Source organism: Neobacillus cucumis (assembly GCF_016908975.1).
Taxonomy (GTDB): domain Bacteria; phylum Bacillota; class Bacilli; order Bacillales; family Cytobacillaceae; genus Neobacillus; species Neobacillus cucumis.
Genome location: NZ_JAFBEX010000008.1, coordinates 1 through 24,892 on the forward strand (window position 1 = coordinate 1; position 24,892 = coordinate 24,892).

26 protein-coding genes and 1 other annotated feature are annotated in these 24,892 nt (G+C 41.6%); of the genes, 2 read left to right on the top strand and 24 right to left on the bottom strand.

Annotated features, from left to right (window positions below; all coding sequences use genetic code 11):
* Positions 1–82 precede the first annotated feature (82 nt).
* The 8 genes from JOC76_RS11785 to nadB form a co-directional block, all read right to left on the bottom strand.
* Entirely contained in the window at positions 83–346 is a 264-nt protein-coding gene (locus JOC76_RS11785; RefSeq protein WP_205177815.1) for a hypothetical protein, read from the bottom strand.
* A 311-nt stretch (positions 347–657) separates the two neighbouring features.
* On the bottom strand, positions 658–1,206 hold the full coding sequence (locus JOC76_RS11790; RefSeq protein ID WP_205177816.1) for an intercompartmental signaling factor BofC: 549 nt from the start codon (positions 1,204–1,206) through the stop codon (positions 658–660).
* 268 nt (positions 1,207–1,474) lie between these two features.
* Positions 1,475–2,158: a YhcN/YlaJ family sporulation lipoprotein gene (locus tag JOC76_RS11795; protein WP_205177817.1), complete on the bottom strand. Its 684-nt coding sequence runs from the start codon at positions 2,156–2,158 to the stop codon at positions 1,475–1,477.
* Between the two features lie 86 nt (positions 2,159–2,244).
* Positions 2,245–3,234, bottom strand: a complete 990-nt coding sequence (locus JOC76_RS11800; RefSeq protein ID WP_205177818.1) for an aminoglycoside phosphotransferase family protein — start codon at positions 3,232–3,234, stop codon at positions 2,245–2,247.
* Entirely contained in the window at positions 3,221–5,128 is a 1,908-nt protein-coding gene (gene safA, locus JOC76_RS11805) for a SafA/ExsA family spore coat assembly protein (RefSeq protein ID WP_205177819.1), read from the bottom strand. Before safA ends, JOC76_RS11800 begins: the two co-directional genes overlap by 14 nt.
* A 306-nt stretch (positions 5,129–5,434) precedes the next feature.
* The gene (nadA, locus tag JOC76_RS11810) at positions 5,435–6,532 is read right to left on the bottom strand and encodes a quinolinate synthase NadA (RefSeq protein ID WP_205177820.1); all 1,098 of its coding nucleotides are present in this window, start codon (positions 6,530–6,532) and stop codon (positions 5,435–5,437) included.
* A gap of 1 nt (position 6,533) precedes the next feature.
* Positions 6,534–7,382 carry a carboxylating nicotinate-nucleotide diphosphorylase gene (gene nadC, locus JOC76_RS11815; protein ID WP_205177821.1) on the bottom strand — a complete coding sequence of 283 codons (849 nt, stop codon included), beginning with the start codon at positions 7,380–7,382 and terminating at the stop codon, positions 6,534–6,536.
* Positions 7,351–8,928 (bottom strand): L-aspartate oxidase, encoded by a 1,578-nt coding sequence (nadB, locus tag JOC76_RS11820; protein ID WP_205177822.1) that lies wholly within the window; start codon positions 8,926–8,928, stop codon positions 7,351–7,353. The genes nadC and nadB overlap by 32 nt, the downstream gene beginning before the upstream one ends.
* 99 nt (positions 8,929–9,027) lie before the next feature.
* On the opposite strand from nadB, the gene JOC76_RS11825 reads away from it, so the two are divergent.
* Positions 9,028–10,179, top strand: a complete 1,152-nt coding sequence (locus JOC76_RS11825) for an IscS subfamily cysteine desulfurase (RefSeq protein WP_205177823.1) — start codon at positions 9,028–9,030, stop codon at positions 10,177–10,179.
* 51 nt (positions 10,180–10,230) lie between these two features.
* Positions 10,231–10,767: a transcription repressor NadR gene (locus tag JOC76_RS11830; protein WP_205177824.1), complete on the top strand. Its 537-nt coding sequence runs from the start codon at positions 10,231–10,233 to the stop codon at positions 10,765–10,767.
* A 198-nt stretch (positions 10,768–10,965) separates the two neighbouring features.
* Here JOC76_RS11830 and pheA read toward each other — a convergent pair whose 3' ends face one another.
* The 16 genes from pheA to radC all read right to left on the bottom strand — a co-directional run bounded on the left by pheA (position 10,966) and on the right by radC (position 24,843).
* Positions 10,966–11,820, bottom strand: a complete 855-nt coding sequence (pheA, locus tag JOC76_RS11835) for a prephenate dehydratase (RefSeq protein ID WP_205177825.1) — start codon at positions 11,818–11,820, stop codon at positions 10,966–10,968.
* Between the two features lie 68 nt (positions 11,821–11,888).
* Positions 11,889–12,338, bottom strand: a complete 450-nt coding sequence (thrR, locus tag JOC76_RS11840; RefSeq protein ID WP_205177826.1) for a transcriptional regulator ThrR — start codon at positions 12,336–12,338, stop codon at positions 11,889–11,891.
* Between the two features lie 29 nt (positions 12,339–12,367).
* On the bottom strand, positions 12,368–13,657 hold the full coding sequence (obgE, locus tag JOC76_RS11845) for a GTPase ObgE (RefSeq protein ID WP_205177828.1): 1,290 nt from the start codon (positions 13,655–13,657) through the stop codon (positions 12,368–12,370).
* Between the two features lie 37 nt (positions 13,658–13,694).
* Complete coding sequence (locus JOC76_RS11850) at positions 13,695–14,228, bottom strand: Spo0B C-terminal domain-containing protein (RefSeq protein ID WP_205177829.1); 534 nt, start codon at positions 14,226–14,228, stop codon at positions 13,695–13,697.
* A gap of 368 nt (positions 14,229–14,596) precedes the next feature.
* Entirely contained in the window at positions 14,597–14,890 is a 294-nt protein-coding gene (gene rpmA / locus JOC76_RS11855) for a 50S ribosomal protein L27 (RefSeq protein WP_160721959.1), read from the bottom strand.
* 1 nt (position 14,891) lies between these two features.
* On the bottom strand, positions 14,892–15,233 hold the full coding sequence (locus JOC76_RS11860) for a ribosomal-processing cysteine protease Prp (RefSeq protein WP_205177830.1): 342 nt from the start codon (positions 15,231–15,233) through the stop codon (positions 14,892–14,894).
* A gap of 15 nt (positions 15,234–15,248) precedes the next feature.
* On the bottom strand, positions 15,249–15,557 hold the full coding sequence (rplU, locus tag JOC76_RS11865) for a 50S ribosomal protein L21 (protein WP_098529848.1): 309 nt from the start codon (positions 15,555–15,557) through the stop codon (positions 15,249–15,251).
* A gap of 13 nt (positions 15,558–15,570) precedes the next feature.
* Positions 15,571–15,658 (bottom strand) — a sequence feature (ribosomal protein L21 leader region).
* Between the two features lie 67 nt (positions 15,659–15,725).
* Positions 15,726–17,189 (bottom strand): Rne/Rng family ribonuclease, encoded by a 1,464-nt coding sequence (locus tag JOC76_RS11870; protein ID WP_205177832.1) that lies wholly within the window; start codon positions 17,187–17,189, stop codon positions 15,726–15,728.
* A 321-nt stretch (positions 17,190–17,510) separates the two neighbouring features.
* The gene (locus JOC76_RS11875) at positions 17,511–18,383 is read right to left on the bottom strand and encodes a M50 family metallopeptidase (RefSeq protein WP_205177833.1); all 873 of its coding nucleotides are present in this window, start codon (positions 18,381–18,383) and stop codon (positions 17,511–17,513) included.
* Complete coding sequence (locus JOC76_RS11880; protein ID WP_205177834.1) at positions 18,376–19,218, bottom strand: M23 family metallopeptidase; 843 nt, start codon at positions 19,216–19,218, stop codon at positions 18,376–18,378. Before JOC76_RS11880 ends, JOC76_RS11875 begins: the two co-directional genes overlap by 8 nt.
* A gap of 693 nt (positions 19,219–19,911) precedes the next feature.
* The gene (minD, locus tag JOC76_RS11885; protein WP_205177835.1) at positions 19,912–20,715 is read right to left on the bottom strand and encodes a septum site-determining protein MinD; all 804 of its coding nucleotides are present in this window, start codon (positions 20,713–20,715) and stop codon (positions 19,912–19,914) included.
* Positions 20,716–20,717: 2 nt separating this feature from the next.
* Positions 20,718–21,398: a septum site-determining protein MinC gene (minC, locus tag JOC76_RS11890; protein ID WP_205177836.1), complete on the bottom strand. Its 681-nt coding sequence runs from the start codon at positions 21,396–21,398 to the stop codon at positions 20,718–20,720.
* 135 nt (positions 21,399–21,533) lie between these two features.
* Positions 21,534–22,052 (bottom strand): rod shape-determining protein MreD, encoded by a 519-nt coding sequence (gene mreD, locus JOC76_RS11895; protein WP_205177837.1) that lies wholly within the window; start codon positions 22,050–22,052, stop codon positions 21,534–21,536.
* Between the two features lie 2 nt (positions 22,053–22,054).
* The gene (gene mreC / locus JOC76_RS11900; protein WP_205177838.1) at positions 22,055–22,930 is read right to left on the bottom strand and encodes a rod shape-determining protein MreC; all 876 of its coding nucleotides are present in this window, start codon (positions 22,928–22,930) and stop codon (positions 22,055–22,057) included.
* Positions 22,931–22,989: 59 nt separating this feature from the next.
* Positions 22,990–24,012 (bottom strand): rod shape-determining protein, encoded by a 1,023-nt coding sequence (locus JOC76_RS11905; protein WP_205177840.1) that lies wholly within the window; start codon positions 24,010–24,012, stop codon positions 22,990–22,992.
* A gap of 159 nt (positions 24,013–24,171) precedes the next feature.
* A complete protein-coding gene (radC, locus tag JOC76_RS11910; RefSeq protein ID WP_205178207.1) occupies positions 24,172–24,843 on the bottom strand; it encodes a RadC family protein in 672 nt (223 codons plus the stop codon).
* Between the last annotated feature and the right edge of the window lie 49 nt (positions 24,844–24,892).

A 24,892-nucleotide genomic window follows, 5' to 3' on the forward strand; every position in this document is an offset into this window, starting at 1 on the left:
GACTTCGGACAGCTCTGCGTGTTTTCTGAGTCATGCTGTCCGAACTTGGCTTGACTTCGGACAGCTCTGCGTGTTTTCTGAGTCATGCTGTCCGAACTTGGCTTGACTTCGGACAGCTCTTCGTGTTTTCTGGCTTGTGCTGTCCCAACTTGGCTTGACTTCGGACAGCTCTGCGTAATTTCTGACTTGTAATGTCCGAACTCGGCTTGACTTCGGGCAGCTCTGCGTAATTTCTGACTTGTAATGTCCGAACTCGGCTTGACTTCGGACAGCTCTGCGTGTTTTCTGAGTCATGCTGACCGAACTTGGCTTGACTTCGGACAGCTCTTCGTGATTTCTGAGTCATGCTGTCCGAACTTGGCTTGACTTCAGACAGCTCTTCATGTTTTCTGAGTCATGCTGACCGTATACGAACACGATTCGGCAAGAAGGCCTTTGTTTTAGTTCCAACCTGTCCGAATGACCACCTGTTTCGGACAAGTAGGCAATTGGGTTCTTCAAACCTGTCCCAATGGGGAGCTAATAGGGCTAGAGCAGGCGATACATATATCAAAACTGTCCAAATGGACCTCTAGCTGAAATACAACAGAAAATTAATATAGCTAAACATAAAAAAACAGGCTGATTTTACTCAATCAGTCTGAATTGATTAAACGTTTATTCTATTTTTACGGAATATGGTTTAAATGTTTCTAGGACTTTCACATAATGGTCCTTCGATTTGATTGGAATACCTTGAATTAATTCCTCTTGTTTTTTACTCTCAAGCTTTTTAATATCTATTTGAAAGAACGACTGAATAATCCGTGATTGCCCTGGGCGCCCATTAAAGATGGTTAATACACCATTTTCTGTGACTCCAAAAAATCCATTTGCTTTTAGTAATGGAGAGATATCATCCACTTGTTTTCGAAATACATAGGTTGATTGGTTGATGTTTGTAAGCTGCCATTGGTCATATTTCGCCCAAAAATTCTCCATCTTCCAGCAAGTCTCGTGCACTACTTCCTGACTGACTTCTCCATCAAGATAGACTCTTTCTAATATGACGGTCAAGTTTTGCGGCTTGGTGTTGATGGTTTGGTCTTCCGGTTGTGCTGCCAAACTTTTCGTGATCATCCCAGGAACGCTGCCGATAAACATGAAGAGAATAACAGCAAATACGGCTAATGTGTACCGGTACCTTGCTATCCCAACGACCCTCATGTTACTCACCTCTTATGTTTATAATTGAACATACCTTACAGTCCTAGTTTAGCCTAATTTTGCCTTTTTATCCTCAGAAAAGTGAAAGCGCCTTGATCAGCCCCGTCAAGCACAAGACAAGCCGGCCGAAAGGTTGTTTTTTAACCTTTTGGACGGCTTGGCTTGTGACCTCGAGGCGCTAGGCGCTGTAGCTAAACAATTCTCAAAGTCGATTTTTAATAAAAAGAGGCAAAGCCCGAAAGCTTTACCTCTTTGTTTTTGAATGGGCTTAGCGACCGCCCTTTTCCCTTTGTGCATCATTATGAATGTTCCGGTCACGACCCATGGTGCCTTCATCGGTAATCACTTGTATAGACTTTCCTTTGGCGTAAGGCTGCACGACCTTTTTAATAGCAGTTTTTGTTGCTGCTGCTTGGGTCTGATCATGTAAGGACACGGAAACAATCACATTATTGCCATAGGCAACCGACCTGACATTTCTGACATTGTCGATTTTTTCCACTTTATCTCTTATTTTTGCCGTAAAACGATCCTGAAAGTCCGGATTAGTGACAACACCATTGTTACCGTTCTTCGCGCTTAAATGTCCGTGATAATTTAAATCGCTGGTACTATAACGGTTATCCCGCTGCAAGAAGTTCCGATCGGTTTTGGCTCTAGGGACTGTTGGATTTATAGGATTTCCATTCTTATCTCTCGTTTGCAGGTCCGATCGGGTTCTTTCATCTATAGCATGGTCTTCCGCTCCTAAATTGTGGTCCATGATTTCCGTTAAAGCACCATCATTGTCACTGAAATTGTAACTTTCATTTTTATCATGCTTTTCGTTGGAATAGTAACCAAGCGGCTGAGCTAGGTTATTTTTTCCGGCATTATTTTTATCATTTGCACACCCAGTAATCCCTACTAGTAATGTGAAGGAAAGAGGAATCATCCACTGTTTTTTGATCAAGCGATAAACCCCCTAGAGAACAATCTGAGCGATTATTTATGCTCATTTATAGGGTGTTTCTTCAGTGGAAATTCATTCTGATAAAATCATTTCACTTTTTCCTGTAATTGGCTGAAAAAATTTTTTCTTAGATGAAATTGATTTACAGTTAAATCCATAACCTGCTTTAATTTTGATTGGTCCGTATAAGACTTTTCCCGGATGAGCCGATTCCATTCCCGAAAAATATCCGCTGGGAAAGCTAGAGCATAGATGAAAGCTTCTTCGTCTAAATATTTTCCAATATCCTTTAAACTTCCCAGTTTGCCCAATGACCAATCAATGCTGGGAAGAATGCGATTAGCATATTGTAAATAATCAAAGGAAGGTGGTCCGATACTAATTAAATCAAAATCAATTAAATGGAGCTTTGCATTTTTATCGCGCAGAAAATTATGATGGGCTACATCCCCATGGAGAATGACAGACGGTTCCTTTTGAAAGAAACGGCGTTTCTTTACCATACCGGCTATTGACCAGTTTGCCCAGGAAATCAATTCCGAAATAATGTAATCATCCAGAAAATATTTTATAGAAGATCGATTATGCATAAACAGCCGCAGTCGCTCTGTCCATTTTTCAATTAACTGTCCTTGTGGTATTAACGTTTGGTATCGACTTTCAAACAATGCAGTTGTTTGATGGAACTGTTTTAACAGTTCAAGCCCTTCTTGACGATTTTGCTGATTATCGTACGAAAAGGCTGTTTTATTTGGTGGAATATATTCGATACAGCCAAAATAGGTATCCTCAAAAAAGAGCGGTTCTTTTATAGGATGGGTCAAATATTGGTAGGTTTTCAAAAATCCTTCGGTTCGTAATGTTGCGGTGAAAGCCTCTTGAAGTTTAAGTTTGTGATTGGCACGATATCCTTTGATGATATAGGTATTTTTCTCCGTTTTTAGTAAAAAAACAGCCTTTCTGATCCGACTCAGCTGGACAATTTTTTCATAAAACTGTGATTGAAAATAAGAGAGGAGACGACTTAAATAAGCATCGTCTCCTTTTTGGTTACCCCGTGTATTAGTTGCTTTCATCACGGTAACCTGGCATACCGTAAGGATTTATTCCAGCTGGACCCATGCCGTATGGATTCATATATGGCGGCTGAGCAACATTAACTGGTCCTGTATAAGGAGCGCTATAAATTGGCGGTGTTGGCGGTACAAAACTTGGCGTTACAGGTGTTGGTACAGGAACCATTCCGGCTGGCTGCATTCCAGCTGGCTGCATTCCTCCTCCACAGCCACAGTCACCACCTGAACTAGTTGGCAGAGTCTGTGTTGGGACTTGCTGCATGTAAGGCATTTGGACTCCGGTTGTAGGTGTTAGAAGATCGGATGATTCAATCTCATGTCCACCCATTACTGGAAATCCCTGCCCCGGCATATGTGGATAACCGTAAGTGGCTCCTCCAGGGCCATATGGAGCTGCCATTCCTGGGTTTCCATACAGAGGGCCAGGGTTTCCTAGAGCAGTTTGGGCTGTTCCAACTGGATATTGAGGATAACCTGCTCCGCTCATCCCTGGATTCATAGGGCTTCCTGGCGGCATTCCTTCATAGCCTCTTGGCATCTGCCCAAATCCTTGAGGCACCCCTTGAGCTGGCATTTGACCATATCCGGCTGGTACACCGTCGTAACCCGTTGGCATTTGACTGTATCCTGCTGGTACACCATCATAACCCATTGGCATTTGACCGTATCCAGCTGGTACACCATCATAACCCGTTGGCATTTGACTAAATCCATGAGGTACCTCTCCGTAGCCTGTCGGTGATCCGGCTGGTACTCCCCCGTAGCCCATAGGCATCTGGGTTGGTCCGGATGGTACGCTACCATAACCGAACGGTGCTTGAGTTGGACCAACTGGTGCGCCTCCATAGCCGACTGGCGCAGAACCGTATGGTACACCTCCATAACCGGCCGGTACTTGACCGTATGCTCCAGGCTCAAATACTGGGGTTTGAGGTCCCATTACCCCTCCTGGATGGGCTGGATTCACAACCGGCATTTGCGGCATAAAGGATGACGACTCATCATGGTAAAATTGTCCCGGCATGAATGATGTACCAGCAACAGCTGGATTCACCCCTGGTGTACCAGGAACCATTCCTGTATAAGGAACAAATCCGGTTTCCTGGACCGCTGGAAATGGCATAATAGGCGGCATTGGCATCCCGCCAAATGGCGGCGGACAGAAACCAGGACCAGGCATGACAGGTGTCATCGGTACACAATTTTCTTGCGCTGGCAGTGTCTGAATCGGCATCTCTTGTATTGGTGCTGGTGGAGGTACTGGAATTTCTTTCATTGGAACTTCTTTAACCTCTGGAAGGATATTGGCTTTTGGAGGAAGGTTTGGTTGAACCTCCATCTTGGTCATGTTAGTCTGATAATAATTGTTGATATCTATTTCTGGGATGATTTGCAGAGGCATTTTGGGAGTATAGGGTGCTTTTGGTGCTTCTTTTATTATCGGCTGTTCCTTTACGATTGGTTGCTCTTTGACAATCGGCTTTTCTTTTACAATCGGTTGTTCCTTTACAATCGGCTTTTCTTTTACAATCGGTTGTTCCTTTACAATCGGCTTTTCTTTCACAATAGGCTGTTCTTTTGCGATCGGCTTTTCTTTCACAATAGGTGCTTCCTTAACAGGCAGCGGCACTGGTTTTTCTTTGGCGAACGGATGCTCAGCAATCGGATGTTCCTTCTTTGTTCCTAAATTGATTGTCGTTCCCGATTTCGTTCCTATCGGTGCTTCTTTCTTTACGGATCCACCTGTAGTTGGAACTTTTATTTTCATACCGGGCATAATCATATCAGGGTTGCTGAGCTGTGAATTTAACTTTTTCAGCTCTTCAAAATTCACGCCGTACTTCTTGGCGATCTTCCAAAGAGTATCCCCTTTCTGTACGATATGGATCTTCACTCTGATTTCCCTCCTATGGCATAAGTCCATATAGTGTATGTGAAGATGGGCAAAGTGCTATCATTCTTCAGAAAAATCTATGCTTCCTTTTATCAAAATATGAATAAGTCCCCAAAGATTAGGCTATGACTCATTGCGCCGAAAAAATAGAATTTTCGCCGAAATGGCGCTAAATCCCGCTGAATAATTGAAAATTACGCTGATATAGTAGAAAAAATCGCCGAATAAACTTCTAAAGATTAAAACTAGACTTTAAAAACAAGAAAAAAAGATGCAATTAGTTAAAATTGCATCTTTTTCCGCTGTCTATGAATTTTTTAACATCCGATCTAAGGCTAGTTTTGCATTTTCACTAATTTCTGGATCCACTTTAATGATATTATTCGTATCTTCTAATGTATCTAAGCTCCAAACTAAATGCGGCAAATCAATCCGGTTCATGGTTAGACAAGGACACATATGAGGGTTTAACGAAATAATCTGTTTATCTGGGTGTTCATTGATAATCCGGTTTACAAGATTCATCTCGGTTCCAATTGCCCAAGAAGAACCCTGCTCAGCCTGCTCAATCGCATTAATAATGTAACTGGTTGAACCCGCCATATCTGCTAGTTCAACGACTTCGCGTCGGCATTCCGGATGGACAATAATTTTCATATCAGGATATTGAACTCTTGTATCTGCTACATTTTGAACGGTAAAATTTTCATGGACCGAGCAATGCCCTTTCCAAAGAATGACTCTAATATTGGAAACCTCGCCATCATATTCAAGTTCATTTGTGATGGGATTCCAAATCGCCATTTCATCTAAGCCAATTCCTAAATCCGCTGCTGTATTACGTCCTAGATGCTGGTCAGGTAAGAATAAAATCCGCTCTTTCATTCCTAAAGCCCATTTAACCATGGTTTCTGCATTAGAGGAGGTAACCGTTGCTCCGCCATGTGCCCCGACAAACGACTTAATCGCCGCAGTTGAATTTACATAGGTTAGCGGAAGAATCGTGTCATCAAATAATGCTTGCAGTTTTTCCCAGGCTCTTTCTGTTTGTTCAATGTCTGCCATATCGGCCATGGAACAACCTGCACGCATATCGGGTAGAAATACCTTTTGGTTATCATTTGTTAAAATATCGGCGGTCTCAGCCATGAAATGAACACCGCAAAATACGATAAACTCTGCTTCGGTATTTTCAGCAGATAATTGCGCCAACTTTAACGAATCACCCGTTGCATCGGCAAACTGTATAACTTCGTCTTTTTGGTAATGATGTCCGGGTATAAACAGACGGGAGCCCAGTTGTTTTTTCACTTCCATAACGCGATTTTCAAGTTCTTCCCGCGTCATTTGCTTGTATTTTTCCGGAATCATGGCATTCTTTTGTAAAGTTTCTAAGAAGCTCATTCTATTCATCTCCTTTATCCCATAATACTTTTACACTGATATCTAGGGCTCTATATGAATGGGTCAAGTACCCAAGGGAAATATAATCGACACCGGTATCACGGTATTCGGCGATGTTTGTTAATTGAATGCCGCCGGAAGCTTCCGTAATAATACTAGCAGGGACTAATTTGATAAACTCCTTCACTTCATCAGGTGTTCGATTATCAAACATAATCACATCGGCTCCGGCCTTGACTGCTTCCAACACTTGTTCTTCGGTCTCAACTTCCACTTCGACCTTTACCATATGACCCGCTTTACTTCGAACTGCTTCTACCGCCTTTGTAATGGAACCAGCAAATGAAATATGGTTATCCTTAATCATGACAGCATCGTAAAGTCCAAAACGATGGTTAAAGCCTCCGCCGCAGCGAACCGCATATTTTTCAAGCATTCTAAGCCCTGGCGTCGTTTTCCTTGTATCACAAACCTTTGTATGACCACTATCAAGTGTATGAACTGTCTTTTGGGTTAAAGTAGCGATTCCACTCATCCGTTGGATTAGATTAAGAACGACCCGCTCTCCTTTAAGTAAATCCGTAATCTTGCCTGAAACATGGGCAAGCTCTTGTCCCTTCTCGATTGCTTGACCATCTTTCACAAAAAGTTCAACCTTAATATCGTGATTTAACAGCTGAAAACCGGACCTAATAATCTCTTCTCCACAAAAGACCCCTTCATCCTTTGAAAGAAAAACAATTTTCCCCTGTGTCTGATCTGAAAAGATTAAATCCGTCGTTAAATCCTGTTCTCCAATATCTTCAATGAAAAATTCCTCAAGTTGCGAGCGCAGTTTTAATGAATTCATGATTTTTCTCCATTCCCCGATTGTATTTATGAATAATGGATCTACGTAACCAATGTTGATCGTTTTCTACCGGATAATCACTACGAAAGTGACCACCGCGGCTTTCTGTCCTTTGTAAGGCAGATTCTGTAATCAAACTCGCCGTAATCACCATAAAAATCCTCGACAGGTCATGAACGGAACAATGATCCAGAGGGATTTTATCAGCATTAAATTGAGTTAACCAGGTTTGCTGCTTTTTTAAATCCTCTTTGTTTCTAACAATTCCAACCCGCTCCATCATCGTTTCTTGTATGAGTTGACGGTCAGGTAAGGTTAAATGTTTGGAAATGGCATGCTGTAAGGAATCACTGATTTTAGATTCTTGATGGGCTGCCTTCGTTCCATTAATCCATTTGGATAGCTGCTCTCCTTGGTACAAGCCTTCTAATAAAGAATTACTTGCCAAACGATTGGCCCCATGAAGCCCCGTGCAGGCGGCTTCACCGATTGCATATAATCCTCTAATGGACGATCGGCCGATTAAATCTGTTTTAATTCCCCCCATTAAAAAGTGGCTTCCAGGTGCTACTGGAATTTTTCCATCTTCAATCCGAATGCCATTTTCAACGCAAATGGTTGTAATAGAAGGAAATCTTTTCGTAAAATCTTTTATGTTACGAATATCTAAATATACTTGCTTACCATTTCTAAGAAATTCATAGATTCTTTGTGAAACCACATGCCTCGGTGCAAGGTCCTTCATCGGGTGAATTCCAGCCATAATCGGCGTTTCGTCGTCGGTTATGAGAATCGCCCCTTCACCTCTGACGGCTTCAGAGATCAGACCTTTGGTTTCGCCGTTCACATATAAAAGGGTCGGATGAAATTGAATAAACTCCATATCAACAATTTCTGCACCAGCAAGGTAAGCCATGGCAATGCCATCACCACACACCGTTTCAGCGTTGGATGTGTAGGTAAACAATTGGCCACATCCTCCGGAAGCGATGATGATATGACTCCCATAAAAGCTTTTAATCGTATCATCTGATTGCTTCGCTTTCACACCGATGCACGTTGTTTGATCAGAATTTAATATTAATTCGTAAGCAAAGACATCTTCTTCGATGATGACATTTGCCTTGAGCTTGGTTATTAAGTGCTCCATCATATTTTTACCCGTTGCATCCCCGCCCCCATGGACAATTCTCTTTTCGCTATGGGCACCTTCCATCCCTAAAAATAATTCACCATTTGGATCTTTATCGAAAACATCACCTTCAAGAGACATATTTCGAATCAGAGTGGGTGCAGCGTTAATGATTTCTCGGACAACTTCTTGATCATTATGAAATCTCCCCGCTTCAAGCGTGTCAACCATATGCTTTGATGGGTGGTCATTTGCGCCGATGGCGGCAGCGATTCCACCTTGGGCAAGATACGAGTTTGCTGTTCTTAATTTCCCCTTTGTGAGTATCCTCACATTTAACTGGTTATTTAATTGAGTAGCCAGCTGTAATGCGGCTATTCCACTGCCAATTATAATTACATCGTCTTTTGTCATGGATGACCCTCCTGGAATTTACAGGTGTCTTGACATATATATTTACACAGATTTAAACTAAAAACAAGTACTAAAAAAATAGATTATGGGGGAAGTAGGATGATATATTTTGATTTTGCTGCAACAACTCCATTAGACCAAGATGCTGCAGAGGTTTATGTAAAAGTGGCAATGGAATATTTTGGCAACACCCAAAGTCTTCACGATTGCGGCAGTCAGGCAAATATACTCCTAGAAAATTGCCGCGAAGAATTGGCCCAGCTAATGGGCATTCATAAAAAAGGATTGTATTTTACAAGTGGCGGTTCTGAAGGGAATTTTTTAGCCATAGAGGCTTTGCTTTCTTCACCGTTAAAGGATGGAAATCATATCATTGCAGGTATAGCTGAGCATTCATCGATCCATGGGGTGTTAAATCGCCTCCAAAAACAGGGCTATGATGTCACACTAATTCCTTTTAATGCAGATGGCTTGATTGACCCAGAACTGCTGCTGCAATCAATTAGACCAGAAACGATTTTAATAACCGTGCAGCATGTGAATTCAGAGATTGGAACGATTCAGCCTATCGAGAAGATAGCAAAAATTGCCAAGAACAACCACATTCATTTTCATAGCGATTTTGTCCAGTCTTTTGGAAAAATAAATCTTAAAGCAATTGCTCCATTGATCAGCAGTTTTTCTTTTTCCGGTCACAAGATCTATGGACCAAAAGGAGTTGGCGGAGTCTATATCAAGCCTGAAATTCCTTTGATTCCGTTTTTTCCGGGTGGTTCACATGAAAGCGGGTTTAGGCCTGGAACGCTGAATGTCCCGGCGATTGCAGCCATGACAGCAGCAGCCCAGAAAATCATCGGAAGACTTGAAGAGGATCAAAATAAGTTCCAATTGCTCCGAAAGGCGTTTATTGAAACACTGGAACCAATTAAACAATGGGTAAAAATCTATCAAGCGGATTATGAACGGCAGTTGGCTAATATTATTGGAATGAGAATAGCAGGAATTGAAGGGCAATGGATGATGCTTGAATGCAACCGGTTCGACTTTGCGATTTCAACCGGAAGTGCCTGCCAAATTGGGATGCAGACTCCTGCAAAAGTGACAGAAGCACTGGGATTAAACAAAGAGGCAGCTAAAGAATTTATTCGAATTTCGTTCGGTCATTCCTCGACAACAGAAGATATTATCAAGCTGGGGGAAACTATTGTCCAGATCGTTGAGGCTTTCAAACCGGCACCCGTTATAGATTGAAATCAACTGTGCTAGAATAGGAAGATAGATAATTATTTATAGGAGGTCTACATGACTGAACAAAAGAAAGTTTTGGGAGAGGAAAGAAGGGCGTTAATCCTCCAGCAGCTTAAAGACAGCTCAGAACCGCTCACCGGAAGTGAACTTGCGGCTAAAACGAATGTAAGCAGACAAGTCATTGTTGGGGATATCACCCTTTTGAAGGCTAAAAATGAACCAATTATTGCAACGAGCCAAGGCTATATCTATTTAAAGACGAATTCCGGCACTGTCGTGTTTGAAAGAACAATCGCCTGCAAACATTCCCCAGAAGACACTGAAAAAGAGTTAAATATCTTGGTTGACCACGGCGTACTTGTAAAAGATGTGAGGATTGAACATACCGTATACGGTGATTTGACCGCTTCTGTAATGGTTTCAAATCGCCAAGAAGTGAAGCAATTTATCGAAAACATGCAGACTACAAAAGCTTCGTTACTGTCAGAGTTAACCGGCGGCATACATCTTCATACCATAACTGGTTCTAGTAATCAGATTTTAGATCAAGCAGAAAATGCGTTACGAAAAGAAGGATTTCTAATTGAATAAGAAAAGAGACCCGAACTATAAATGGACGGGTCTCTTATTTATGAAAAAGAAATAAGTTTTGACTTCAAGAATTGTCTAGCTCCAGGCGCCATCGGCTCGAGGTCACAAGACAAGCCGTCCAAAAGGTTAAAGAACAACCTTCCGGCCGGTTTGTCTTGTGATTGTCGCCGAAAGCTAAGCGCCTTCCGCTTTTCTTATTTAATCAAGATTTACCATGACGTGTGGATAGCTTCCTAACACTTTGACACCACAGCCAAGTGCCTCAAGTTCGGCAATCGCGCCTGGAATTAACACATCGTCGAGCTTCATTTCAATATCGATAATAAAGAAATAATTCCCAATTCCTGTTTTCATTGGTCTTGATTCAATTTTGGAAAGATTCAATTTTCTCCAGGCAAACGCTGATAATACCTGATGAAGAGCTCCTGCTTGGTCTGAAGGTAATGTAACCATTAGAGAGGTTTTATAATGTTCGGAACCGCTTATTTCTGCAAAATTCAAAGCCTGCTCTGACAACACAAAAAAGCTGGTATGGTTAAAATGAAAATCATGAATATCTTTCTGAACGATGGCTAAACCATATTCCTTTGCTGCCAGTTCATTCGCAATGGCTGCAGCATTTAGTTCTGGCTGTTCCATGACCATCTTGGCAGCTGCCGCTGTTGATGAGACACTTTCAATTGGCACCCCTTTAAAATGGGTATGTAAAAACTTATGGCACTGAGCAATCGCATGGGAATGACTAAATACTTTTGAAACATTTTGCCAATGGTCTTTATTATCAGGATGTACCATCAGATGCTGTTTAATGGGTAATGTGATTTCTCCTAAAATGGGAATATCGACTACATGTGTTAGATAATCCAGTGTAATATTAACGGAGCCTTCCAACGAGTTTTCAACTGGGACAACTGCCAGTTCTACTTTCTTCTCGACAATGGCATCAATGCTTTCTGGAATTGTGCTATAGGGCTCTAAATCAAAGCCTTGAAAAACCTTTCTGACTGCTAATTCAGTGAATGTTGCCTTTGGCCCTAAATAACCAACCTTCATGTCTTTCTCCACTCCCCTGTATTTTTAAAAAGAAGACAAAGAACAGGTATAAGAGCGGACTTTGTCCGCTACGCTCCTGTTCCTAGCACTTCTACTTTTTCAACAAATTCAAGTTTTCTTAGTTCTGTAAGTAAATCATCTAACTTTGTTGTGATGTTGGATGTATTTAATGATAACGTTACGTTAGCCCTGCCTTGGAGAGGGATCGTTTGGTGTATGGTCAGGACATTACAGCCTGAAGAGGCAACGACCCCTAACAAATTAGACAAAGTACCCGAGCGGTCTTCTAAATGAAAGAAAAGGGAAATAATCTTCTCTTTCTGAATCGTAGAAAAAGAAAAAACGGTGTCCCTGTATTTATAAAAGGCGCTTCGGCTTAGATCCGCTTTTAGAACGGCTTCGGCAATCGAGTCTGCTTTACCCCTTTCAAGCATCTCTTTCACTTCAATAGTTTTCTTCATCGCTTCTGGCAAAACATCCTCACGGACTAGGTAAAACTTTTTATCTAAGTTATCCATTTAACTCAACCTCGTTCTCCTGCAGAAAACTACTCAATAAACTCAAATTCAAAGTCTAACAATTTCACAATATCCCCGTCTTTTGCTCCTCTTTGTCTTAAGGCATCATCCACCCCAAAACCACGCAGCTGGCGTGCGAAACGGCGGACAGATTCTTCTCTTGAAAAATCGGTCATTCTAAATAGTCGTTCGAGCTTTTCGCCAGAGAGGACAAATGAACCGTCCGGATCTCTTGTAATCGTAAAGGCATCTGGGTCTGCTTCATGTTTATATAATACACGATGGACACCCGTTACCTCTTCTTCATGCTCAAGCGGGAATTCCGGTGTTTCCTCAATCTTATCTGCAACCGCAAATAAGAGATCACGCAGCCCCTTTCTGGTTAAGGCTGAAATAGGGAAAATTGGATGATCCTCTTCTAATTGTTCCTTGAACAATTGTAAGTTTTCTTCGGCATCCGGCATATCCATTTTATTAGCGACAATGATTTGCGGACGCTCTGTCAGTCTGAGATTATACTCTTTTAACTCTTTGTTGATGGTCACGTAATCCTCAAACGGATCTCGTCCTTCAGTTGCAGCCATATCAATCACATGGACAATAACCCTTGTCCGCTCAATATGCCGCAAAAACTGATGACCAAGTCCTACGCCTTCGCTAGCACCTTCAATTAATCCCGGCAGGTCAGCCATGACAAAGCTTCGACCATCCTCCGTTTCGACCATTCCAAGGTTTGGAACAATCGTCGTAAAGTGATACTCGGCAATTTTAGGCTTTGCTGATGAAACAACCGATAATAAAGTTGATTTACCAACACTAGGGAAACCAACAAGACCAACATCTGCCAGTAATTTTAATTCAAGTATGACATCACGTTCTTGACCTGGCTCTCCATTCTCCGCAATTTCAGGAGCTGGATTTTGCGGAGTGGCAAAGCGAGTATTTCCCCGGCCACCGCGCCCGCCTTTTGCAATGATGGCTTGTTGCCCATGTTCCACTAAATCAGCGATCACTTCTTTTGTTTCCGCATCAATCACGACTGTTCCAGGCGGTACTTTTACAATCATATCCTGAGAACCTCTGCCGTGCATTCCTTTGGACATACCATGTTCCCCGCGCTCCGCTTTAAAATGGCGCTTATATCGGAAATCCATTAAGGTACGTAAACCTTCGTTCACTTCAAATACGACATTAGCCCCTTTACCGCCATCACCGCCGGCAGGACCCCCGTTTGGTACATATTTTTCACGGCGAAAGGCAACCATTCCATTGCCACCGTCTCCGCCTTTTACATATATTTTGACTTGATCGACAAACATCAAATTCCTCCAGTCTTGCACATTAAATAAACTGATATTATTTCTCGATTGGCATAAATAACTCTAAAGACAGTTCGGTTTCTGTAAATTCAATGACTGAAACTTCCACCGTTTTGTCAGACAAGAAACCCTCTATCAGTTCTCTATTCCTTATTATTCCGCTAAAATCAAAAAAGAAACGAACACCATTTGTTTGCGGTTCAATGGTAATCGATAAATTATTTTCATGATATGGCTCAATCGCTTGCTTCAAACTTCCAAAAAAGGTGTTTGTCCAGTTGGTCACAGCCATGTCATTAATGTTTGAAGCATCTGGTTCAAGGAGTACTTCATATTCCAACTTAAAAGAAGGATTTTCCCAATTAGATTTTAAGAGCAGCGCAGCAAACAATGGTATATGTAGATTTGATAGTTTTGCTTCATGCTGGGCCTCATTCACGATCTCGTCAATCACTTGTTTTACCCGGTCAATCCGATTTAAGTCAAGGTTTCCCTTTATTAACTGCAGCTTGTTTAACCAATCATGTCGTGAGTGCCGCAGCACCTCCACGATATCCCATTCATTCCCCATATGTACACTCCCACTTTTAAGTGTTGACACTGTTTGCTGTTAGTATATCAAAAAAACAAACACGAGTAGACTTTTTTCGACTAGAAATGTTTTTTTAGAGGCAGAAATTAGAAGATTCCCCGAAGTGTTTAGTGAAGATATGCTTTTTTTATAAAAAGGCTGTGTTAAACTTGAATGTTGAATTCCGCTTCAGACGCTCGCTTTCCGCGGGCGTGCCGAGGAGCCTCCTCGACGCTGAAAGCGTCTGCGGGGTCTCCCGCAGGAGTCGAGCGCCTTCCGCTCCAATCAACATTGTTACAAAATCAACCTTTAACACAGCCCATAAAAAAGAAAACTCTAACCAAACAGGTTAGAGTTTTCTGATGTTTTTAAGCCTCTTGAGCTACAGGATAAACACTTACTTGTTTGCGGTCGCGACCTAAACGTTCAAATTTTACAACGCCGTCAACTTTTGCAAAAAGAGTGTCGTCACCACCGCGGCCAACGTTTTCACCTGGGTAAATCTTTGTACCGCGTTGACGGTAAAGGATAGAACCACCAGTTACAAATTGACCGTCTGCACGCTTAGCGCCAAGACGCTTTGCGATAGAGTCACGTCCGTTCTTTGTAGAACCTACTCCCTTTTTAGATGCAAACAATTGAAGATCTAATTTTAATAACATTTCATTCCACCTCCTGCTTTTTGAAGGTTATTTTAATGTGCGCTCCGTACTCTTCTTCTATCGTGCGTAATGAAACAGCCATACCCTCAAGAAGAAGTTGAACTTTCTCATTTATGACTTCCGGAAGGTTTTCCGGAATTACACAGCGGAGAAAGCCATCTCCTTGTTCAATCTCTGGAGTGATACCTGTTATGGCATGAACTGCATTAATTGAACCAACGGAAACTGCAGATGCACCTGCACAGACAATGTCTTGTCCCCGATTGGCAAAAAAAGCATGACCGCTTATTTCAAACGATTGAATCGTGTCGGACTCAGTACGATAAATCGTAATGTTAATCATCTATGATTCAACACCTTACGCGTTGATTTTTTCGATGACAACTTTAGTGTAAGGTTGACGATGACCTTGTTTCTTACGGTTGTTTTTCTTCGCTTTGTATTTGAAAACGATGATTTTCTTTTGACGACCTTGCTTTTCAACTTTAGCTGTAACTGTAGCGCCAGCAACAACAGGGCTACCAACTTTAACAGTTTCACCGCCAACGAAAAGAACCTTGTCAAAAGTAACTGTTTCACCAGCTTCAACATCTAATTTTTCAATGTAGATAGCTTGGCCTTCTTCGACTTTCAATTGCTTACCGCCAGTTTCGATAATTGCGTACATGAACTGCACCTCCTTATAAACTCAGACTCGCCAAATACAGGCGCTTATGCTATTTTAAGAGCAAAAGTCTTAGTACCTGAATTGTGCGGTTGTAGCACGGGTGCTACAAACATAACAGTAAGATACTAACATAGATTTGATGAATGTGTCAATAGTATTTTGGGTACTTCACAGGCTGGCATTTTCCTTAGAGCCGAGTTCATCCCTACTGCCAAACTGCTTTAACTGATAGTAATGTGGAAGTGATGCTTGAATAATAAAATAAAGTTTGACATGAAGCAGCTCCTCTAGTGTCCCCCTGTGGGTTTCATTTTCACCCAGCAATGCTGCCTTTACTTCAGGTGTTGTCTCGATAAGGATGGCCTCAAAATCTGCCTGCCGGTGCTCAAACAATTCTCTTTCTAACCGGAATGCAACCGTTTCTGGACTAAGCATCCGCCCAGTGCCTTCGCAGACCGGACATTTCACTTTCAGCGCCTCGGACAAAGTGATTTTTGTTTTCTTCCTTGTCAGCTGGAGGATGCCAAGCTCAGTAAATCCGATTATTTTTGTTCTTTTTTCATCTTTCCTTAAGTTTTCTTCCATCGTGTCGAGAATCGCCTGCTTGTCCTGCTCCCTTTTCATATCAATAAAGTCAATTAAGACAATTCCACCGATATCGCGAAGCCGAAGCTGTCTGACGATTTCCTTGGCTGCGAGTTGATTTGTTTTAAGAACGGTATCCTGGTAGTCCGTCTTACCGGAAAATTTCCCTGTATTCACATCAATAATCGTTAGAGCCTCTGTTTCATCATAGATAAGATAGGCCCCATGATCGAGCCAGACGATTCTTTTCAGCGCTTTATCAATTTCATGCTCCACATTCCTGTTTGAAAAAATATTCTCTTTGCCGTTGTAGTACGTAAGCTTAACGTTCTCATTACTCGGCTCGAGCATTCTTTTTAGTGCGAGATCGTCCACGATGATGTCGCCTGTTTTCATCCTTGCTGCTTGGTTTCTGACCATTTCCATAAAGGTGTCTTTTTGTAGGATTAACCCCGGCTTTTTCATCGGTGCTGCTTTTTGTACCATATCCTGATATTGTTCTCGTAGGGCTTGAAGTTCTGTGGAGATTTCTTCTTGTGTGCTATAAATTCCGGATGTCCGAAAAATCATCCCTTCTTCTTCGGTTTTTAACTGGCTTCCGATTCGGCGTAGGGCAGCTTTTTTCGATTCATCGGCAATTTTTTTGGATACAGCCACATATCGTCCCTGTGGCATGTAAATCAGGTGATTTCCCTCTATTTCAATGATGGCTTTGACTTTTGGACCTTTGGTGCCTGTTGCATCCTTTTCGACCTGAACCAGCATTTTTTCTCCCTGATGAACATAGGAGGTAATATTTTTCTGCTTTTCGGTTGATTGAACAAATGAAGGCAGAACATCGCGGTGCAAATAAGCATTTTTCTCCTCGCCGATATCAATGAAAGCCGCGTTCATCCCTGGAAGGACTTTTGTGACGGTTCCAAAGTAAATATTACCGACCAGTGAGCGGTGTTCAGGCCGGTCCATGACAATATTTTCAACACGGTTATCTCGAAGATAAGCAAATCGTTTTTCCCGTGAATAATAGTTAACAATTAATGTTTCCAAATGAAGCGTCCTCACTTTACACGTATACTTCATGAAGGCTATCTAAAATTAGGCTGTTGATTTCCGCTCCAGGCGCTCAGCAAACCCGCGGGTGTGCCGGGGAGCCTCCTCGGCGAAGACAGCGCCTGTGGGGTCTCCCCAGCCCCGTACTCCCGCAGGACATTGAAATTCTTCCTTGAGTCCGCCCACGCACGAAGAAAATGCGATAGCATTTTCGAGGAGTCGAGCGCCTTCCGCTCCAATCAACTATTTTGACCTTCACACAGCCTTCATGAAGGAAGCGCTCGTTTCCGAGCGCTCCACTTAATTATTTATTATACCCTAATAGTACGAAAAAAGAAGGTCGCTGATTTTGTCGGTGAGGCGCTTTTCTGAAAAGTAGGCATGCAGGAGCTCATTTTCATCCAAGGTTCCCTTTTCTCGGCCGTCTCCTTCGACAATGATGGGATGCTTGCAGCCGCGCTGGAATTTTTCAAGAACATGGATGACAAGATCCTCTTCATTGGCCTGAATGGGCTTTAGGATATCTGGTGTTGCTGCCTTTTTTCCGTAATAGCGCTCTAGTAAAAAGCGCATAAAAATAAACCGGCGCTGCTTCCACTCATGATAAAGCGAGAAAAACAAGAAGCAAACCACCACCCAAACATTTAAATGCAACGGAGCTGTTAATAAAATCATGATTGAAAACAAACTTAAACTGAAAAGAGAAATCAGCAGTGTCAGTTGATGCGCCTTTGGAAAAGCATCTTTTAAGGAAAGCAGTAAAAAGACAAGCTTTCCTCCATCAAGCGGCCAAACCGGCAGTAGGTTAAAGACCAAAATCATGACATTATATTGGATAAATAAGTGATATAAATCCTCTGGGATTAGCTGCAGTGAGAACAAGACATAAGCAAGTGCTACCATCCAGACATGCTGAAGCGGACCCGCAAGTACGACAATCGTCTCCTCTTTTAGAGGTCGATTACCGTGCTCATCCATTTCAGCCACCCCGCCAAACGGCAGCAAGGAGATCTTTTTAATCCTCCAGGAAAAAAAAGAAGCCGCAGCCGCATGTCCCATCTCATGTATAAAGATAATCCCTAGAAGCATTGAGACTTCAAGAAAATGCGCTGTAGCAATGGATAATGCAATCACAATCCACAGCAAAGGATGGATTGTAATGAGTCTGAAAAGTGATAAAGTTCTATTCAAAGCGGATCACCTGAATCGGATCGATAAATTGATCACCTTTTTTAATCGCAAAATAATATTTACCTTTTGTCTTATCTTCACCTGCAGAGGTGGAAACCGTCCCAACGACTGTCCTCTTATTAACATATTCATACAATTTCACTTTAACATCATCCAAGTTGCCATACCATGTTTCTGACTGATCAGAGTGCTGGATGATGACTGTTTTGCCTATCCCATCTTTTACACCTGCAAACGTCACAAGTCCATCATTTATCGCTTGGACCGCGGCACCTTTACCGGTTTCAATCATGATCCCCTGCCCATTCTTTTCGAAGTTTTCAAGAATTTTTCCCATCGCTGGTACGGCATAGTTCTGATTGTTTGCCACTGTTTTCTTATCTGAATTTTTATCCTCTGTAAAAGGCAGCAACGCTAAGGGTTTGCCGAACTTTTCCTCATACCAATTGGAGACAACCGCAAATTTAAAATCCTTGTCCATTTGACTGGTAATAAAATCCCTAGCCGGATTCAGTTTGGTTGTATGATTACGGAACAGTATCGCAACGGCTAAGAATAATAGTGCAGACGCCAAGATTTTGAAAAAGAAGACTTCTTTTTTAAAGAGTGGATGCCCATCATCACCGCCTCCGCCTCCCGAAGAACTTACATACTTTAAATCATAATGGTCCTCATCACCACCCCCGCCTCCTGAAGGACTTAGATACTTTAAATCATAATGGTCCTCATCACCAGGCCAGTTAATCTGATGCACAGGACTTTTTGAACTGACACCTTGTTCCTTTTTTCGTTTGGCGATTCGCCGCCGAATTTCTTCTGGAGTAGACCGCGACATACCATCAACCCTTTTCCCACTTTTTGTACAAGTTTATGAGGGAGAATCTGAGAGTATGACAACAAAAGCGGAAGCGACCGTTTAGCGGCGTATGGCCTGGAGTGTTTCGACTGAGATAAAGAAACACGGTGAGCTCTAGAGAATCGATGTTGACTTATCGTAGGGAGAAGCATGAAGGACACTAGCCGTTGGGCGTTGGAGCTGGACGTAGAAAAGCCCGTCCATTATTTATTAAAGGGTACTTGAATGTTTTAGATAAAACTCACTCCCCTTTAAATAAGATTTCTTGTCCTTAATCGTGTAAGCAGCGAAAGTGAAATAAGCGGAGATTTTCCGTTTAGATGTAGCATGGAGCTCGTTTCGGGGTAAATAAGCGGAAGATTTCCGGTTATGCAAAGCAAAATTCCCTATTTTCGCATTTTTCGAGTCAATAGGCGGAATCTCTCCGTCTATTTAAGCCTTTTTTAATAATAATTCCTAATTAAGCGGAATTTTTCCGTTTATTTATCAGATCGGTTGCTAAACCTGATCCCGCGTCAATTGTTATGTCAAAGTTAATGAAATTTCATAGAAAATCTTGATAAAAAACAGAAAAAGACGTATGCCAATCCATACGTCAATTCTTGTGTCTTTAAATAAAAAAGTACCCGAAAACGGAACCATTTAATTATTTATACGGACAGTCTACTAAAATTATCTAACACCAAAGAACTTTTTAAGTTTGGTAAAAACACCTTTGTTGGCTTCCTCAAGCGACTGCAACGGAATCGATTCCCCAAGAATTCTTCTAGCAATATTCCGGTAAGCAATCGATGCCTTACTATTTGGATTTAAAGCAATCGGCTCGCCATGATTGGAGGCTTTAATGACCTCTTCATCGTCGGCCACAATTCCGATTAGCTCAATCGATAAATGCTGGGCGATCTCATCAATATCAAGCATATCGCCGCTCTTCATCATATGATTGCGAATCCGGTTAACGACTAAGCGTGGCGCTTCCATATGACTTTGCTTTTCTAGTAAACCAATAATTCGGTCCGCATCACGTACAGCAGAAACCTCAGGTGTTGTGACGACAATCGCCTTATCAGCCCCTGAGATGGCATTTTGGAACCCTTGCTCAATACCGGCAGGACAATCAATGATGATATAATCATAGTCTTGTTTTAAATCCGTAATCAATTCTTTCATTTGCTCAGGTGTAACAGCAGATTTATCCACGGTTTGTGCTGCCGGAAGTAAAAATAATAAACCGTCAAAACGTTTATCTTTTACTAAGGCCTGGTGAATTTTACATCTTTTTTCTACAACATCAACCAGGTCATAAATGATTCGATTCTCTAATCCCATTACAACATCCAAGTTTCGAAGACCGATGTCTGTATCTACTAAGCATACCTTTTTACCTTGAAGGGCTAAAGAAGTGCCTATATTAGCAGTAGTAGTGGTTTTTCCCACTCCGCCCTTACCGGATGTAATTACGATTGCCTCTCCCACGCTTAAAGTCCCCCTTCGAATCTATTTAAATTAGGCCTTAAATGAACTAAAACTTGTAATCTATCAACAATGATTTTCCGGTTCTCATCTATGTATGCACATTCCATTTCCCGCGATTCATTGTTTTCTGCATGATCCGGTGCATGATCAATTTGTTCACTGATCCTTAGCTGTGATGGTTTCATGCTAGACGCAACTATGACTGCCTCCTCATTGCCAAAGCAGCCAGCATGTGCCATACCTTTTAAGGTTCCCATGATAAAAATATTTCCGCCGGCGATAACTGTACCTCCAGGATTCACATCACCAATTAATAATAAATCACCAGGGGCTTCCAGCACTTGCCCTGAACGAATAATTTTTGAAACCGTCTTTACCTCATTTGCCGTCCTTACCTGTTCCGCTTCTTCCAGCGTAATGACATTGGAAACAATATCATCGACCATTAAATTCTTTTTCTCGCGGATTAAATTATTTAATTCTTCGCGCTGCTCTATGCTTAAATAGCGGTTGCCTACATTTACTTTTACATAAATATAATGACGGTCATCCTCTATCCGGGAGTTTGCTGATAGCTTTTGATCCAGTTCCTTTTTCAGCTCTTCAAATGAACATGTATCATCAAGATGAAGGACAAGGCCTTCCTTCGTACCTTTTATTGTAACATTTTGCCGCTTTTTCATGGAGAACTTTTCACCTCATAATCAAAAAAACAATTTGGGAATAAGCAGTCCTGCCACTTATTCCAAATAAAAAACACAGTCCTTTATTAAAAATTCGACACGTACGGTTTATTCTCCTTTTTTAAAAAAAGAAAACTATTCAGCCCTTAGTGCTTCACTATGTTTCTCAAATAGTCTTCTTAGTGGGTAACCCGCAATAATTACGAAAAGAGTATTTAAAATAAGCGTTGGATAAAAGCGCAAATTGAGAAATTTCATAAAATCCATGTCCGTAACATTGATGAGGTGGTCCATTTCATATACACCCACTTCTAATAAAGCAATCGCTACAATGGTTATGATAATAGAAACCAAAAAATTGCTTTGCAAGATATTCAACATTTTGGATGCTAAATAGCAGACGAATGGATAAAGAAAAAAGTAAATTCCAATAATTTCAACGTAGACAACATCAAATAAAAGCCCAAAAACGGCCCCATAAATAATCCCCTGTTTTTGACCAACAAAAATAGTGAGAAAAACACAGGCTGCAAAAAGAAAGTGTGGGGCAATGATTTTATTTCCACCAAAAAGATCATCTGGAACATATTGTACATATAAACTCTCTAAAATAAATAAAAACAGAAACAAAAGGGGAAGAAGCAATTTTTTCATGACTACTCCCCCGTCCCTGTTGTAGTTGACGTATCACTAGCTGTCGCCATACTTCTTTTTGTCACGATGACTGTTTTAATATCATAGAAATCAGCCCCTGGTTTTACCAAAGCCGTTAGGTTTAATCCATATTGATCCTGCTTTACTTCCACTACTTTCCCGATCATTAAGCCCTTAGGAAACACATCTCCTAACCCAGAGGTAATGACGGTTTGCCCTTTTTGAATATCAGCACCTGCAGGGATTGCTTTAACTTGGAGTAAATTTTTCTCACTATCATAGCCTTCTACTAGTCCATATACATTGGTCTTTCCTTGTACAATAGCGGAAATTCGGTTCTTCGGATCCATGGAACTCAACAGTTGAACGGTTGAGCTAAATTGGGTAACACTTTTCACTTTACCAATCAGGCCGTTGGCTGTGACAACTGCCATATCTTTCTTGACTCCGTTTAATTTACCTTTGTCGATTATAATCATTTCATGCCAACGATCAGGGTTTCTTCCAATCACAGTAGCTGGAAGTGGTTCATAGTCTCGCAGGGTCTTTTTTTCACCAAGAACAGCACGCAAATCTTGATTGTCTTGCTTAAGCTCCTGAACTTGAGCTTCAAGGCTGGCAAGATTTTCAACACGTGATTTTAATTCCTTATTCTCTTGGTATGTAGTAGTAAGGTCCTGGAGATTTTCAAAAAAGCCTGCAACATAGTTGGTAGGCTTTGAAACCAAGGATTGGACCCAGCCGGTTGTATCTTTGATAAATTGCTCCGGCCAGGTTAGTTTGCTTCTCTCCCTTAAAGAAAACCCAATCAATGCCACGAGAACAATAATGCTGACAAGCAAAATAATCAGTCGTTTATTCATAAAGAACTGTGGCATGATTATACACCTCTTTTTTCCTATAAAAATAAGAATATTAACGTCTCTTAAACCTGTTATTAACGTGAATCTCTAGCTTTGCTTTTAAACAAATGGATATGGTCGAGCGCTTTGCCAGTACCGATTGCTACGCAATCCAATGGATTCTCGGCAATTAACACAGGCATTTTGGTTTCTTCACTAATGACTTTGTCTAAATTGCGCAGCAACGCACCTCCACCAGTTAAGACAATCCCACGGTCCATAATATCGGCCGCAAGCTCTGGCGGTGTTTTTTCTAATGTGGCTTTAACAGCTTCTACAATCGCATACACCGTATCACTTAAAGCTGTTGCAATTTCTTTTGCAGTAATTTCAATGGTCTTTGGCAGACCAGTTAATAAATCACGTCCGCGGATCTCCATATTGTCAATACCTTCAGGCGTGCCAGCAGAACCAATCTCTACTTTAATTTGTTCGGCTGTACGTTCCCCAATCATCAAATTATAGTTTTTACGGATGTAAGAAATGACGGAATCGTCCATTTCATCACCAGCGACCCGAATCGATTGGCTTGTTACTATTCCGCCTAACGAGATAATCGCTACTTCTGTTGTACCACCGCCAATATCAACGACCATACTACCAGTTGGCTCCCAAACAGGCAAGTTCGCGCCAATCGCTGCTGCAAATGGCTCTTCGATGGTATAGGCATCCTTTGCACCAGCTTGTCTGGTGGCATCAATAACCGCTCTTTCTTCTACGGCCGTAATGCCTGATGGTACACAGACCATGACATATGGCTTACCTGAAAAAAGATTATTACTCTTCTGAGCTTGACGAATATGGTATTTCATCATCGAAGCGGTCGTTTCAAAATCAGCGATTACGCCATCCTTCATAGGTCTCATGGCCACGACGTTCCCCGGTGTCCGTCCAATCATATTCTTTGCGTCGTTTCCCACGGCCACAATACTTTTGGTATCGGTTTGCATAGCCACAACAGATGGCTCGCGTAATACAATGCCTTTGCCTTTTACATATACAAGGGTATTGGCCGTACCCAAGTCAATTCCAAGATCTCTAGGTTTAATTCCAAACATAATGTTGTATCTCCCTTTCTTCTGATACGAAATGCACAAATTTTTATAGGCAGGTAATCATTTACCATGTCTTTTTTCGTAAAAATTAACTAGTCCTTAAAAAACAATCCTAAAAAATCATACCCAATACATAACCTAACGTCAAATAAAATCCTATTGTTATAAATATCCTTTTTCCTTTAAACTCACAAACTTGTTTTCGCCGATGATTAGATGGTCAAGAAGGTCTATTCCAATAATCTTTCCACACTCCACTAGCCGCTTAGTAACCTCTATGTCTTCGCGGCTCGGAGTGGGATCCCCTGAAGGATGATTATGCAGGGCAATAATCGATGCCGCTGACCGCTTTAGGGCTTCACGGAAAACTTCCCTAGGGTGGACAATTGAGGCATTTAAACTGCCAATAAAAACCGTTTGTTTATGGATGACTTGATTTTTGGTGTTTAAAAATAAACAAACAAAATGTTCCTGGGTCAAAAAACGCATGTCGTTCATGACATACTTTGCCCCGTCCTCTGGAGAGCGGATAACATAACGGTCCGTGAAATTAAGATTGGCAATTCTACGACCAATTTCAACCGCTGCGAGAATCTGGATGGCCTTTGCCGCCCCAATCCCTTTGATTTCGGTCATTTCTTCTAATGTCGCACTCTTTAGTAAGCGCAAGCCTTCAAAATGCGTTAAGAGACGATTGGATAATTGCAAGACCGATTCATCTTTCGTTCCGGTTCGAAGCAGGATCGCAATCAATTCATGATTGGATAAACTTTGAGGACCATGGTTAATAAACCGCTCTCTAGGCCTTTCATCCTGCGGAAAATCACGGATCATTAAGTTATTAGTGGACACATAATTTCCTCCCTTTTTCTTGGGAGTCCTT

Excerpts from the sequence above, each read along its gene's own strand:
- JOC76_RS11785 (WP_205177815.1), bottom strand. The coding sequence starts at position 346 with ATGACTCAGAAATCACGAAGAGCTGTCCGAAGTCAAGCCAAGTTCGGT.
- JOC76_RS11790 (WP_205177816.1), bottom strand. The coding sequence starts at position 1,206 with ATGAGGGTCGTTGGGATAGCAAGGTACCGGTACACATTAGCCGTATTT.
- JOC76_RS11800 (WP_205177818.1), bottom strand. The coding sequence starts at position 3,234 with ATGAAAGCAACTAATACACGGGGTAACCAAAAAGGAGACGATGCTTAT.
- nadA (WP_205177820.1), bottom strand. The coding sequence starts at position 6,532 with ATGAGCTTCTTAGAAACTTTACAAAAGAATGCCATGATTCCGGAAAAA.
- nadC (WP_205177821.1), bottom strand. The coding sequence starts at position 7,382 with ATGAATTCATTAAAACTGCGCTCGCAACTTGAGGAATTTTTCATTGAA.
- nadB (WP_205177822.1), bottom strand. The coding sequence starts at position 8,928 with ATGACAAAAGACGATGTAATTATAATTGGCAGTGGAATAGCCGCATTA.
- JOC76_RS11825 (WP_205177823.1), top strand. The coding sequence starts at position 9,028 with ATGATATATTTTGATTTTGCTGCAACAACTCCATTAGACCAAGATGCT.
- JOC76_RS11830 (WP_205177824.1), top strand. The coding sequence starts at position 10,231 with ATGACTGAACAAAAGAAAGTTTTGGGAGAGGAAAGAAGGGCGTTAATC.
- pheA (WP_205177825.1), bottom strand. The coding sequence starts at position 11,820 with ATGAAGGTTGGTTATTTAGGGCCAAAGGCAACATTCACTGAATTAGCA.
- thrR (WP_205177826.1), bottom strand. The coding sequence starts at position 12,338 with ATGGATAACTTAGATAAAAAGTTTTACCTAGTCCGTGAGGATGTTTTG.
- obgE (WP_205177828.1), bottom strand. The coding sequence starts at position 13,657 with ATGTTTGTCGATCAAGTCAAAATATATGTAAAAGGCGGAGACGGTGGC.
- JOC76_RS11850 (WP_205177829.1), bottom strand. The coding sequence starts at position 14,228 with ATGGGGAATGAATGGGATATCGTGGAGGTGCTGCGGCACTCACGACAT.
- rpmA (WP_160721959.1), bottom strand. The coding sequence starts at position 14,890 with ATGTTATTAAAATTAGATCTTCAATTGTTTGCATCTAAAAAGGGAGTA.
- JOC76_RS11860 (WP_205177830.1), bottom strand. The coding sequence starts at position 15,233 with ATGATTAACATTACGATTTATCGTACTGAGTCCGACACGATTCAATCG.
- rplU (WP_098529848.1), bottom strand. The coding sequence starts at position 15,557 with ATGTACGCAATTATCGAAACTGGCGGTAAGCAATTGAAAGTCGAAGAA.
- JOC76_RS11880 (WP_205177834.1), bottom strand. The coding sequence starts at position 19,218 with ATGTCGCGGTCTACTCCAGAAGAAATTCGGCGGCGAATCGCCAAACGA.
- minC (WP_205177836.1), bottom strand. The coding sequence starts at position 21,398 with ATGAAAAAGCGGCAAAATGTTACAATAAAAGGTACGAAGGAAGGCCTT.
- mreD (WP_205177837.1), bottom strand. The coding sequence starts at position 22,052 with ATGAAAAAATTGCTTCTTCCCCTTTTGTTTCTGTTTTTATTTATTTTA.
- mreC (WP_205177838.1), bottom strand. The coding sequence starts at position 22,930 with ATGCCACAGTTCTTTATGAATAAACGACTGATTATTTTGCTTGTCAGC.
- JOC76_RS11905 (WP_205177840.1), bottom strand. The coding sequence starts at position 24,012 with ATGTTTGGAATTAAACCTAGAGATCTTGGAATTGACTTGGGTACGGCC.
- radC (WP_205178207.1), bottom strand. The coding sequence starts at position 24,843 with ATGATCCGTGATTTTCCGCAGGATGAAAGGCCTAGAGAGCGGTTTATT.